Source organism: Clostridium ragsdalei P11 (genome assembly GCF_001675165.1).
GTDB lineage: Bacteria > Bacillota > Clostridia > Clostridiales > Clostridiaceae > Clostridium_B > Clostridium_B ragsdalei.
This window is the reverse complement of record NZ_LROS01000005.1, coordinates 22,760-35,640: the sequence shown is the minus strand read 5'-3', so window position 1 is coordinate 35,640 and position 12,881 is coordinate 22,760. Positions and strand designations below refer to the sequence as shown.

Annotated in this window: 9 protein-coding genes and 1 pseudogene; all 10 read left to right on the top strand. The window is 31.1% G+C overall.

Features of this window, described 5'->3' with window-relative positions; genetic code table 11:
* Positions 1-59 precede the first annotated feature (59 nt).
* The 10 genes and pseudogenes from spoVG to spoVT all read left to right on the top strand — a co-directional run bounded on the left by spoVG (position 60) and on the right by spoVT (position 12,794).
* Positions 60-350, top strand: a complete 291-nt coding sequence (gene spoVG / locus CLRAG_RS02400; protein ID WP_013240751.1) for a septation regulator SpoVG — start codon at positions 60-62, stop codon at positions 348-350.
* Between the two features lie 183 nt (positions 351-533).
* Positions 534-1,904 carry a bifunctional UDP-N-acetylglucosamine diphosphorylase/glucosamine-1-phosphate N-acetyltransferase GlmU gene (gene glmU / locus CLRAG_RS02395; protein ID WP_065076910.1) on the top strand — a complete coding sequence of 457 codons (1,371 nt, stop codon included), beginning with the start codon at positions 534-536 and terminating at the stop codon, positions 1,902-1,904.
* A gap of 22 nt (positions 1,905-1,926) precedes the next feature.
* The gene (locus CLRAG_RS02390; RefSeq protein ID WP_065076909.1) at positions 1,927-2,886 is read left to right on the top strand and encodes a ribose-phosphate diphosphokinase; all 960 of its coding nucleotides are present in this window, start codon (positions 1,927-1,929) and stop codon (positions 2,884-2,886) included.
* A gap of 212 nt (positions 2,887-3,098) precedes the next feature.
* Complete coding sequence (locus CLRAG_RS02385) at positions 3,099-3,785, top strand: response regulator transcription factor (protein ID WP_013240748.1); 687 nt, start codon at positions 3,099-3,101, stop codon at positions 3,783-3,785.
* Positions 3,786-5,201, top strand: a complete 1,416-nt coding sequence (locus CLRAG_RS02380; protein WP_065076908.1) for a HAMP domain-containing sensor histidine kinase — start codon at positions 3,786-3,788, stop codon at positions 5,199-5,201.
* A gap of 82 nt (positions 5,202-5,283) precedes the next feature.
* Complete coding sequence (locus CLRAG_RS02375) at positions 5,284-6,462, top strand: S1C family serine protease (protein WP_065076907.1); 1,179 nt, start codon at positions 5,284-5,286, stop codon at positions 6,460-6,462.
* Positions 6,463-6,553: 91 nt separating this feature from the next.
* Positions 6,554-7,129, top strand: coding sequence for an aminoacyl-tRNA hydrolase (pth, locus tag CLRAG_RS02370; protein ID WP_065076906.1), 576 nt, complete (start codon positions 6,554-6,556; stop codon positions 7,127-7,129).
* A gap of 325 nt (positions 7,130-7,454) precedes the next feature.
* A pseudogene (gene mfd / locus CLRAG_RS02365) lies at positions 7,455-10,976 on the top strand (transcription-repair coupling factor).
* Positions 10,977-11,051: 75 nt separating this feature from the next.
* Complete coding sequence (locus CLRAG_RS02360) at positions 11,052-12,077, top strand: peptidylprolyl isomerase (RefSeq protein ID WP_065076905.1); 1,026 nt, start codon at positions 11,052-11,054, stop codon at positions 12,075-12,077.
* 159 nt (positions 12,078-12,236) lie between these two features.
* Entirely contained in the window at positions 12,237-12,794 is a 558-nt protein-coding gene (spoVT, locus tag CLRAG_RS02355) for a stage V sporulation protein T (RefSeq protein WP_065076904.1), read from the top strand.
* Positions 12,795-12,881: the final 87 nt, after the last annotated feature.

Below are 12,881 nucleotides of genomic sequence, written 5' to 3'. Positions count from 1 at the left end.
AGGAAAAATACAAAATATAGAGAATAGTATATACATAAGCATCTTGGAGGTGGATTTATATGCAAATTACAGACGTTAGGGTAAGAAAAATTGCAGCAGAGGGTAAGATGAAAGCTATTGTTTCAGTAACCTTTGATAACGAATTCGTAGTTCACGATATAAAAGTTATAGAAGGTCAAAATGGTCTTTTTATAGCAATGCCAAGTAGAAAGACTCCTGATGGAGAGTTTAAAGACATTGCTCACCCTATAAATACTCAAACAAGGGAGAAAATACAAAAGGCAATTCTTGATGAGTATGAAAAAGTAAAAAGTGAAGAAACTGTTACCGAAGAAAAGGTTAAGGAATAATAAAAGGGAGTATTTATACTCCCTTTTATTATTCTTTAATAATTTTCAAAATACATTTAAAAATTATTATCCGAAAGTTATTTATAAGGTTGCAAATAATTTTCATATAAAATATAATATTATAGGATGTTTTAATAATATAATGTATAAAATTGAAGCTTATAACCATAAAGAGGTGTTAAAATGTATAATTGTGCTATAATATTGGCGGCTGGAGAAGGAAAAAGGATGAAATCATCTAATCCTAAAGTACTCCATAAGGTTTGCGGAAGAGAAATGGTGAATATAGTTATTGATACTGTAAAGAAAGCACAAATAGAAAATATAGATGTGGTAATTGGCAAAGGTTCAGATGAGGTAAAAAAACATACTGAAAGCAGGAATGTAAGTTATTCTTTTCAGGAAAAACAATTGGGCACAGGAAATGCTGTTTTATGTTCGGTAAGCTTTTTAAAGGATAAAAAGGGAACCGTAGCTGTATTTACAGGAGATGCACCTTTAATAAAAGAGGATACTATAAAAAAGATGCTAAGCTTTCATAATGAAGGTGGATATAAAGCTACTATACTAACTTCTTTAGTGAAAGATCCTTCCGGATATGGAAGAATTATTAGAGAAAAAAGTGGAGAAGTATCTAAAATAGTTGAGCATAAAGATTGCTCAGAGGAAGAGCTTAGAGTAAATGAGATAAATTCAGGAATGTACTGTTTTGATATAGAGAGCTTAACGGAAAGCCTAGATAAAATACATAATGATAACGCTCAAGGCGAATATTATTTGACTGATGTCATAGAAATATTGAAAGGTCAAGGAAAAAAAGTTGGAGCATTACCAATTCCATTTGAGGAGACTATGGGAGTTAACTCAAGGGTTCAGCTTTCAGAAGCTGAAAGGATTATGAGAAAAAGAATAAATATAAAACATATGAAAAATGGTGTTACTCTTATTGATGCTGATAATACTTACATAGAGTTAGACGTTAAAATAGGTAAAGATACTATAGTATATCCTGGGAATGTACTTCAGGGTAATACTGTAGTGGGCGAAAATTGTACATTGTATCCTAATTCTAGAATACAAAATAGTGTAATACAAAATAATGTAACAATTCAAAGTTCAGTAATACTAGATAGTACTATAGGGGAAAGTACTACTGTAGGACCTTTTGCATACATAAGGCCTGAAAGTACAATAGGTAAGTCTGTAAGAATAGGTGATTTTGTGGAAGTAAAGAAGTCAACTATAGGGGATAAGACAAAAGTGTCTCATTTGACATATATAGGAGATGCGGAAGTTGGAAGTGGATGCAATTTTGGATGTGGAACTGTTGTAGTAAATTATGATGGAAGGAAAAAGAATAAAACGTTAATTGGAAACAATTCATTTATAGGATGTAATACAAATTTGATCTCTCCAGTTAAGGTTAACGACGATACTTATATAGCAGCAGGTTCTACAATAACAGATGAAGTTCCAGAAGGAGCATTAGCAGTAGCTAGGGCACGACAAATAAATAAGGAAAATTGGGTATATAAAAAAGGATTAAAGAAATAAAATTTTAGGAGGGCTTTACATAATGATAACCCATGGTAAGAATATTAAAATTTTTGCAGGCAATTCTCATCCTGAATTAGCTAGGCAAATAGCGGATATTTTAGGAACTAAAGTTGGAGATTCTAAAGTTTCTACTTTTAGTGACGGAGAAATATCTGTAGATATTAATGAGACAGTTAGAGGAATGGACGTATTTATAGTTCAATCAACAAATGACCCTGTAAATGATAATTTGATGGAGCTTTTAATTATGATTGATGCATTTAAAAGAGCATCAGCAGGGAGAATAACTGCAGTAATGCCTTATTACGGATATGCTAGACAGGACAGAAAAGCTAAGGCAAGAGATCCAATTACAGCAAAACTTGTAGCAGATATATTAACTGCTGCTGGGGCAGACAGAGTACTTACAATGGATTTACATGCAGCACAAATCCAAGGATATTTCAATATACCTTTAGATCATCTTTTGGGAGCACCTATTCTTGCAAAGTATTTTATACAAAAGGAATTTGATAAGAGAGATGATATAGTTGTAGTTTCACCAGATCTTGGAAGTGTAACAAGGGCAAGAAAATTTGCCGACAAGTTAAATGCAAGCATAGCTATTATTGACAAGAGAAGACCAAAAGCTAATGTATCAGAAGTAATGAATATAATTGGAGATATAGAAGGAAAAACAGTTATATTAGTGGATGACATGATAGATACAGCTGGAACAATAACAAATGGTGCTAATGCTCTTATGAAACGTGGAGCAAAAGAAGTTTATGCTTGCTGTACACATGCAGTATTATCAGGTCCAGCAATAGAGAGAATAAAAGATTCTGTTATAAAAGAACTGATAATGTTGAATACTATAAACTTACCTGACAGCAAAATGCTGGATAAATTTAAGATACTATCTATAGCTCCAGTATTTGCGGAAGCTATAAAAAGAATATATGAAGATGTTTCTGTAAGTAAATTATTTGAAGATTAGAATTAAAAGGCATGTAGAAAATGTATTCTACATGCCTTTTAATTAAAAATATTAAAGTGTACTTAGTATTTATGACTTATTTGTAACTTTTGATAATATATTATTATTTATACAAAAATATGTGATAAATTTATTATAGGGAATTTGTTTATTACAAATAACATGATTGATGAGGTATTCATATATCAATATTTATTTAGGAGGGTGAAATTATGGAAGGGTCTATAGGTAAAATTTTAATAGTAGATGATGATGAAAATATATGTGAAGTAATAAAAATGTACGTAGAAAGTGCAGGATATGAGACAAAGGTTGTTAATGATGGTAAGACAGCAGAAACTATGTTTTTAGAATATAAACCGGATTTAGTACTTTTAGATATAATGCTTCCAAATATAGATGGAATAGATGTACTTAAGTGGATAAGAAAAGAATATGAAACTCCTGTAATTATGCTTACAGCAAAAGGGGAAACTTTTGATAAGGTTTTAGGTCTTGAACTGGGAGCAGATGACTATATAGTTAAACCTTTTGAGGCCAAGGAGATGCTAGCTAGAATTAAGGCAGTACTTAGAAGGTATAGTGTGGATAACGAAAACAAGGAAGTGCTAAAATTTAATCAACTAACTATTGATATAAATTCATATACAGTAGTTTATAAAGATGATGAAATAAAAATGCCACCTAAGGAGTTTGAATTACTACATTATCTTGCAAGTAATAAAAACAGAGTATTTACTAGAGAACAACTTTTATGTGAAGTTTGGGGCTACGATTATCCAGGAGATTCTAGAACTGTAGATGTACATGTTAAGAGATTAAGGGAAAAGCTTCAAGGAGGACCAAATTGGCAAATAGAAACTGTGTGGGGTGTAGGGTATAAATTTGAGGTGAAGTAAATGAAAAAGGGGTTATTTTCAAAACTTATGGTTGCATTTACTGGAATCATTATAGTTAGTTTTGTATTGACATCAGGTTTTTTATCCTATTGGTTTGAAGGTTATTATTTTCAACAGAGAAAAGTAGAGATGCTTAGAGAATCTCAGCTTATAGAATATAAAGCTATACAGTATTTAAATGGGAATTTGACTTCAGATAATATAAATGAAACTTTAAGTTATATAGGAAAGTATTTATCAGCAGATATATGGCTAGTTGATAATTACGGATACATCTATTCTGTATCAAAAAGCGAGCATAAAAAACTGATAGCTACTTCTAGGCAAATAGTTACTAAAGATTTACAAGACCTTAGAGAGAATAAAACAGTTAATAAGATACAAAGTTACCCAGGCATATTTACAGCTCCAGTTCATACATTTGAAATACCTATTTTTTCAAATGGAGTTTTCAGAGGTGCTATAATGATGCATACTTCTATAAGTGAATTAAAGAGTCCTCTAAAGAGAGTGTATGAAATTATATGGATATCAGCTATTTTGGCAATTATAATATGCTGCATTGTAATTTATTATTTATCACAAAAAATAATAATAAATCCCCTTAAAAAAATAAATTATGCAGCAGATAAGATATCTAAAGGAGAAGTTGAAAAGAGAGTTCATATAGAATCCAAAGATGAAATTGGAGAACTTGCGAAATCCTTTAACATTATGGCAGATTCATTAGAAAAAGTAGAAAAGCATAGAAGAGAGTTTATATCCAATGTATCTCATGAAATAAGGTCTCCAATAACTTCTATAAAAGGATTTATTGGGGGAATGATTGATGGAGTTATTCCAGCAGAAAAACAGAACTATTACCTGTCAGTTACTTATTCAGAGATACAAAGACTTACAAGGCTTGTAAATGATCTTTTGGATTTATCTGCAATTGAAGCTGGTGAATTTAAACTTAGAATAGAAGAAGTAGATATAAATGAGATTATAAGACTATGTGTTATAAAATTTGAAACTAAAATAAATAATAAGAAACTAAAAGTAGATGTATTGCTGGAAGATAATAAGTTGTATGTAGCTGCAGATAAAGACAGGATAACTCAGGTGGTTACAAATTTAGTGGATAATGCTATAAAATATTCAGATATTGGTGGAAATATAAAAATTTCAACTAAGGTTAAAGGTGAAAAGGCAGTTGTATCCGTTTATAATGATGGATCAGGGATACCGGAGTCAGATTTAAAACATATATGGGATAGGTTTTATAAGGTGGATAAATCCAGAACTTCAAAAGTGAGTACGGGGCTTGGACTTTCTATTGTAAGAAGTATACTTACCCAATTAGGTGAAGATATATGGGCTGAAAATAAGGAACCTAAGGGAATTATGTTTACTTTCACTTTAAAGAGGGTTTAAGGAATAATTACATTCTGTTCATATTTGTGTAAAATTTTTTTATTATAATTACTCTAAGTTTAGAGATTATGAGGTGTAATTAATGAATGATGATAACATAAAAGATGCTAATTGGGAAAATGTAAAAGATGATGAGGCAAAAATAAAGTTTGTAAATAGTAAGAAAAGGTCAAATATAAAAAAAATAGCCAGTTTATTTTGTGTTGTACTAGTAGCTGCAGTTTCTGGAGGTATATCTGGAGCATATGTAATTAATAAAAAACAGGCCTCTAAAATTTATACACCTGATAATCGAATGTTAGTTGAACCAAAGCAAGATAAAAGTGAAGCAAAAGATAAATCTGAAAGCACGAAGGAAAATTCTATAACGGAAGTAGCTGAAACTGTTGGTCCTGCAGTAGTAGGAATAAGTAATAAATCAGAAGGATATTTTGGATTGCAGGATGCAGGAAGTGGATCTGGAGTAATAATTGATTCCAATGGATATATAGTTACTAATTATCATGTAGTGCAGGGAGCGGATAAGATTACTGTTAAGCTTTCAAGTAATAAGATATTAAATGCTTCTGTGTTAGGAGCAGATCAAAGATCCGATTTAGCTGTAATAAAAGTGGATGCAAAAAACCTTCCCGTAGTTAGATTTGGAGATTCTTCGAAAGTGAAGGTTGGGGACACTGCAATTGCCATAGGAAATTCATTAGGTGAGCAGTTTGCAGGATCTGTTACTGCAGGAATAATAAGTGCATTAAACAGGAAGATAGAGTACAATGGATCAATATATAAAGTTATTCAGACAGATGCAGCTATAAATCCAGGAAACAGCGGTGGACCCCTTTGTGATTTACAAGGTAATGTTATAGGTATAAATAGTTTAAAAATAGGGGCTAATTTAAATGCAGAGGGAATGGGATTTGCTATAGACATAAATGAAGCAAAGGATATAATAAAATCACTTATGAACAGTGGAAAAGTATCAAGGCCTTATCTAGGTATATCTGGAGAAAGTGTAGTGTCAGAGGATGATAAAATTCAAGGAGTTTATATTGAACAGGTAGAAAAAAATAGTGGGGCTGGTGTTGCTGGTATAAAGCCTACGGATATAATAATGCAGGTAGACGGTAAAAAGGTAAGAGATGTATCAGATATAGAAGAAATAATAGAAAGTCATAAAATTGGAGAAAAGGTTGAGGCTGAAATTTGGAGAGATGGTAAGACTATAAAAGTGGAAGTAGTTCTCTCTGAATTGAAGGGAAATAAATAAAGAGACTTTTGGTCTCTTTATTATTTATGTCTTTTAGTATAATATATATTATGTAATGGATTTAATATAGTATTGAGATTGGAGTGAAATAATGTTTTTAATAGTTGGATTAGGAAATATAGGAACTAAGTATCAGCATACAAGACACAATATAGGGTTTGATGCTGTAGATTTAATAAGTAGTAAGTATAATATTCCTATAAATAGGGAAAAATTTAAAGGAACCTATGGAGAAGGCACAATATCAGATAATAAAGTAATGTTATTAAAACCAAGTACTTATATGAATTTGAGTGGAGAAAGTGTAATAGAGGCTGCAAATTTTTTTAAGATAAAAAGCAGTAATATAATAATTATATATGATGATATAGATCTTGAAGTTGGAAGGATTAGAATAAGAAAACATGGAAGTGCTGGAGGACATAATGGCATAAAGAGCGTAATAGCAAATTTAGGCACAGATGTATTCCCAAGAATAAAAATAGGGATTGGACAGCCTAAAGGGGATCTTGTATCTCATGTTTTGGGAAAATTTGACAAAAATGAAAGAAATGACATAGAAAAAGTTTTAGAAACTAGCGCAGATGTATTGGAATGTCTCATAAATTGTGGAGTAGAAGAAGCTATGAATAAGTTCAATGGATTAAAAATATCAAGTGATTCTTAGGTTCAGATGGAGTTTGCTTATAAGAATTGCTTTTTCTAGCTAAACCTTATTAACAGTATTCTTAGTGTCTTTAGCACTTAGAATACGTTATCCTTTAGGGGAAGAACTTATCCAGGCGCGTAGCAGTGCTTATTCCCTACTTTGATAAAAGAGGGTGTGTTAGCAATGGTAGCGATCAGATAAAGTTTATTACAAAATAATTCAATTGATACCGTATAATCTCTTTAAACAAAGAGATTAACGGTTGTTGTGCGTTAAATTAAAAAACTTAAGTGAAATATTTATCTAGAGTCGGATGAATAAAATTTGTAGGGTGGTTGTTAAAATGAGATTAGATGGACTTATAAAACCTATGAGGGAAAGCAGAGAATTTAGAAATATTATTGATGGAATAAGCAAAAAAAGGTTTCCTATAGGGGTATTTGGACTTTCAGAGTCAGCTAAAAGTTACTTAATATATGGAGTGTATAATGAAATAGACAAGCCTTTCTTAATTGTTACTCATAGTGATGTAGAAGCCAGAAAACTATATGAAGATCTATCCTTTTATTTAGCAGAAGTATACTATTTTCCTACTAAAGAGATGGTATTTTATAATATAGATGCCATATCAGGAGACCTAAGGTGGGAAAGGTTAAAGGTAATAAGGAAAATGATAGATACAGGTAGAAAAATTATAATAACTTGTGTGGAATCTCTAGCATCTACATATATACCTGTAGAGTTATATGAAAATTATATAATTAACATATCTGTAGGCAGCGTTTTAAATTTAAAAGATATAAGTGAGAAATTGGTTCAAGGTGGTTATGAAAAAAATGAAATTGTGGATTCAAAAGGCCAATTTTCCATAAGAGGTGACATAATGGATGTATACTCACCAATAGCTGCAGAAGCATATAGAATAGAGCTATTTGGGGATGAAGTAGAATCTATTAGGACTTTAAATTTAGAATCACAGAGAAGTATTGATAAAATAGACAGTATAGAAATATTTCCTGCTAAAGAGATTATACTTGATAAGGATAAGATTCAAAAGGGAAGAAAAAGTATAGAAGATGACGCAGCTCTAGTAGAAAAGAAATTAAAAAAGAGCAAGAATAAGGAAGCATTAGATAGAATAGATGAGTTAACAAAGAAAAACTTAGAAAATCTAGAGGAGAACTGGAGCTTTGAAAATATTGATAGTTTTCTTCCGTATTTTTACAATAAGCCTGCTTCTTTCCTTGATTATGCTAAGGACTATTTTATAGTTATGGATGATGTACAGAGGTGCTCTGGGAAATTAAATAGTGTATATTTTGAATTTGAAGAAAATTATAAAAGCCTTTTAGAAAAGGGAAATATACTTCCCAAACAGAGTAAAATGTTATGTGCAAAATCTGATTTACTTGAAGAACTTAAAAATAAGGAGATTATGACATTAGATGCTATTGCTAAGTCCTCTAAGGTTATTCAACCTAAAACTATAACTAATTTTTCTCAGATAACTTTAAATAGTTACCAAGGACAGATGGATCTACTTATTGAGGATATAAAGGATAAAAAGTCTAGAGGTTATAAAATTCTGATTTTATCTGGAACAAGACCTAGAGGAGAAAGATTGGTAGGCACTTTAAGGGAAAGAGGCATAGAAAGTAGCTATAGAGATGTTATTCATGAGATTAAATCAGGGGAAGTTGTTATAACTTTTGGAAGTCAACTCAAGGGTTTTGAATATCCAGATTTTAAAGTAGGAGTTATATCAGATAAAGAAGTTTTTGGTAAAGCAAAAAAGAAGAATACAAGGAAGGCTCTCAAAAAGGGAGTAAGCAAAATAAAAAGTTTTACAGAACTTAAGCCCGGGGATTTTGTAGTACATGTAAATCATGGTATAGGAATATATAAAGGCATAAAGCAGCTGGAAGTTCAAGGTCACAAGAAGGATTATTTGGAACTCATATATGACTCTGAAGATAAACTGTATGTACCTGTAGAACAATTGGATATGGTGCAAAAATATATAGGCTCTGAAGGAAAAAGTCCCAAAATAAGTAAATTGGGAGGATCAGATTGGGCTAAAGCTAAGAAAAAGGTAAAGAAATCAATAGAGGAAATAGCTGAAGATTTAGTAAAATTATATGCAATTAGGTCTACTTTAAAAGGTTATAAGTATTCAAAGGATACAGTATGGCAAAAACAGTTTGAGGATGAGTTCCCCTATGAAGAGACACCAGATCAACTTACAACTATACAGGATATAAAGCAAGATATGGAATCAGATAAGGTAATGGACAGATTACTTTGTGGGGATGTAGGATATGGGAAAACAGAAGTAGCAGTAAGAGCTGCTTTTAAGGCTGTTATGGATGGAAAACAAGTTGCATTTTTAGTTCCAACTACGATACTTGCGCAACAACATTATAATAATTTTGTTCAAAGGTTTTCTGATTTTCCTGTAAAAATAGATATGATAAGCAGGTTTAGAACAACAGCACAGCAAAAAGCATCCATAAAGGCAGTTAAAGTAGGAGACGTTGATATATTAATTGGTACTCACAGAATATTACAAAAGGATGTACAATTTAAAGATTTGGGACTTCTTATAATAGATGAGGAACAGAGGTTTGGAGTAAGTCATAAGGAAAAGATCAAAAAGATTAGAAAAAATGTAGATGTACTTACGTTAAGTGCTACACCTATACCTAGAACCTTACATATGTCTCTCGTAGGGGCTAGGGATATAAGTGTTATAGAGACACCTCCAGAGGAAAGATATCCAATTCAAACTTATGTAGTGGAATATAATGATCAATTAATAAGAGACGCCATATTAAGAGAAATAAATAGAGGGGGACAGGTTTATTTTGTCTATAATAGAGTTGAGAGCATAAAAGAAATGGCTTCTTACATAGCCAAACTAATTCCAGAAGCAAAAGTAGCTGTGGCCCACGGACAAATGCAAGAAAGAGAACTTGAAAATATAATAGTTGATTTTATGAAAAATGAGTATAATATTTTAGTAGCAACTACTATTATAGAAACTGGTATGGATATACAGAATGTAAATACCATGATAATATATGATGCTGATAAAATGGGCTTATCACAACTATATCAATTAAGAGGAAGAGTTGGAAGAACTAATAGAATGGCTTATTGTTACTTGAGTTATAGAAGAGATAAGGTTCTTACGGAAGTAGCAGAAAAAAGGCTTAAAGCTATTAAAGAATTTACTGAACTTGGATCTGGATTTAAAATAGCACTAAAAGATCTGGAGATAAGAGGTGCAGGTAATATGATGGGATCATCACAGCATGGTCATATGGCTGCTGTAGGATATGATCTCTATTGTAGAATGCTAGAAGATACTATAAAGCTTGTAAAAGGAGACATAGACAAAGAGCCTGTAGAAACTACCGTAGAATTGAAAATAGACGCATATATACCTGATAATTATATAAAGAGTGAAGTTCAGAAAATAGAGATATATAAGAAAATAGCAGCTATAAGTTCATATGATGATATGCTTGATATAAAAGAGGAATTGGAAGATAGATTCTCTGATATACCAACTTCAGTATACAACCTGATGGATATAGCCTATATAAGAAGTATGAGTAAGAAAATTGGAATAGAGGAGATAAAAGAAGTAAAGGACGAAGTTGTTTTTTCATTTCAAGATCAGGATAGGGTTGACAAAAATGTGCTTAGGTAACTGTTTAAAACTTATCCACATGAGTTTGTGTTGAAGATGAATAAAAAGCCCGGGTTTGGATATAAATTAAAAAATGTAAAAAGAGAAGATATTTTACATCAAATTAAGGAAATTGTGAAATATATGCTAAAAATATATGAACAAAAATAGCTTTGTAGTAAAAATAGTTTTGTGTTAAAATTAATTTATATTTTGCAAAACACAAAAAGAGTGGGGGAATAAACCGTGAAGAATATAAAAAGGTTGGTAGCTGCGGCATTTATAACAGTGTTCGCATTTTCAACTGTAGGATGTAATATGATAGAAAAAACACCAGAAGCTATAGCTAATAGTACTGTGGCAACAGTTAATGGAGAAAAAATCACAAGAGGTGATTTAGATAAAGATCCAAATACAATTCAATTGCTAAGTCAAGTTAAACAACAATATGGTTCAGACTATGCAAAAAATGATGAAGCTACTAGTGCTATTAAGACACAAAAAGAACAGATACTTGACAATATGATTACTACTAAAGTAATTGAACAAAAAGCTAAAGAGTTAAAGCTTGCACCAGATGAAAGTAAATTAAAATCAGATATGAATAAAAAGATTGATGAGATTAAAAAGCAGAACTTTAAAGGTGATACCAGTCAATTTGATGCAGCATTAAAAGCACAGGGATTTACTGAGGAATCATTTAAGACTATGTTTTTAGCACAATTGAAAACTCAAGCAATAGAAACAAACATAAGCAATTATCTTGCAAAAAGTGTAAAGATAACAGACAAACAGATTAAAGACTATTATAATGCAAATAAGGATAAGTATACAGAGCAGCCTAATAAAATGCATTTAGCTCATATACTTGTAAAGACAAAAGATGAAGCACAAAAAGTGAAAGCAAGGTTAGATAAGGGAGAAGATTTTGCAAAGGTTGCAAAAGAAGTTTCTCAGGATACCGCTACTAAAGATAAAGGTGGAGACTTAGGGTTTGTAAATTATAACGATTCAGGGTATGATGCTCAATTTATGGCAGGAGCAAAAGCATTAAAAGAAGGTGCTATATCAGATCCAGTTCAAAGTAGTTTCGGATATCATATAATCAAGTGTATAAAAAAGCAAGAGTATCCAGTTAAGGACTTTAACAAAGTTAAAGATGAGATAAAGAAGCAGCTGGAAAGTGATCAAAAGAGTAAATTAGTTTCTCAAAAAGTTCAAGAATGGAAAAAGGCTGCAAGTATAACTAAAAAAGAAAAAAATATTATGTAAATTAATTTTTATTTAAATAGGTAGAAAAGAACTGTAGCAATTGTGCTATAGTTCTTTTTATTTTTTCTAATTTAAATAACAATTGTGTATAAAATTGCATATTTAGAAAGATAATAATAATACAAGTTATATATTATATTTTATAGGAGGAATTATAGTATGAAAGCAACAGGAATTGTTAGACGTATAGATGACTTAGGTAGAGTTGTCATACCAAAAGAAATAAGAAGAACCCTTAGAATAAGAGAAGGAGATCCTCTTGAAATATTTACTGATAGGGAAGGTGGGGTTATATTAAAAAAATATTCCCCTATTGGAGAACTTAGTGATGTTTCAAAAGGATATACAGAATCACTTCAACAAACTATAGGAAATATAATTATGATATGTGATAAAGACAGCATGGTGTCAATTAGTGGTATACCTAAAAAAGAATATATGGGAAAAAAGATAAGTAATGAACTAGAAAAATTAATAGATAATAGAAAAACGGTTTCCATAGCTGGGGATAAGGAGGAAGATGGAATTATTCCTCTATATGATGATGAGGATGTACAGGGTAAGTACTCAGCTCAAATTATATGCCCTATAATAGCAGGAGGCGATGCAATTGGAGCTGTAATAATAGTATCTAAAGAAAAAGTTAATTTTGGAGATATGGAAATAAAGCTAGCTGAAACTGCATCATCCTTTTTAGGTAAACAAATGGAACAATAGATAATGGCAGCACTAGCTGCCATTTATATTCTGTTGACATTATTGACTATAATTTAAAAAGTATTCATTTAAAGTAATAATACCTTC

Excerpts from the sequence above, each read along its gene's own strand:
- spoVG (WP_013240751.1), top strand. The coding sequence starts at position 60 with ATGCAAATTACAGACGTTAGGGTAAGAAAAATTGCAGCAGAGGGTAAG.
- glmU (WP_065076910.1), top strand. The coding sequence starts at position 534 with ATGTATAATTGTGCTATAATATTGGCGGCTGGAGAAGGAAAAAGGATG.
- CLRAG_RS02390 (WP_065076909.1), top strand. The coding sequence starts at position 1,927 with ATGATAACCCATGGTAAGAATATTAAAATTTTTGCAGGCAATTCTCAT.
- CLRAG_RS02385 (WP_013240748.1), top strand. The coding sequence starts at position 3,099 with ATGGAAGGGTCTATAGGTAAAATTTTAATAGTAGATGATGATGAAAAT.
- CLRAG_RS02380 (WP_065076908.1), top strand. The coding sequence starts at position 3,786 with ATGAAAAAGGGGTTATTTTCAAAACTTATGGTTGCATTTACTGGAATC.
- CLRAG_RS02375 (WP_065076907.1), top strand. The coding sequence starts at position 5,284 with ATGAATGATGATAACATAAAAGATGCTAATTGGGAAAATGTAAAAGAT.
- pth (WP_065076906.1), top strand. The coding sequence starts at position 6,554 with ATGTTTTTAATAGTTGGATTAGGAAATATAGGAACTAAGTATCAGCAT.
- spoVT (WP_065076904.1), top strand. The coding sequence starts at position 12,237 with ATGAAAGCAACAGGAATTGTTAGACGTATAGATGACTTAGGTAGAGTT.